Genomic DNA, 303 nt, shown 5'->3' with positions numbered 1-303 from the left:
CGTCGCGGTTCACCGAAAATGGATTGCAGCGCTTGTTGGACACGGCTTCCAGCGCGCTGAAGCCATTGAGCGTGAGCTTGCACAGGCTGTCGACGCCGCCGCAGATCACCGCGTCGCACACGCCCAAATCCAACAGGCGCTGGGCACTCATCAGCGCGCGGGCGCTGGAGGTGCACGCGGTGGAAATCACGTAGGCCGGGCCGCTCAGTTGCAGCCAGACGGCGAGGAAATTCGCCGGCGCGCTGAGTTCCTGTTGCTGGTAGTCGTAGTCGCCGGGGAACTGCTGGTCGCGCAGGTAATGGG

General features: G+C 64.7%; 1 protein-coding gene. It reads right to left on the bottom strand.

Features of this window, described 5'->3' with window-relative positions:
- Positions 1-303: beta-ketoacyl synthase N-terminal-like domain-containing protein (locus EE949_RS08345; RefSeq protein WP_277423365.1), on the bottom strand; the 303-nt coding region annotated here is incomplete at both ends.

It is taken from the genome of Pseudomonas viridiflava (genome assembly GCF_900602065.1).
In the GTDB taxonomy this organism is placed as follows: Bacteria; Pseudomonadota; Gammaproteobacteria; order Pseudomonadales; family Pseudomonadaceae; genus Aquipseudomonas.
The sequence above is the reverse complement of the archived record's forward strand: the minus strand, read 5'-3'. Positions and strand labels throughout refer to the sequence as shown.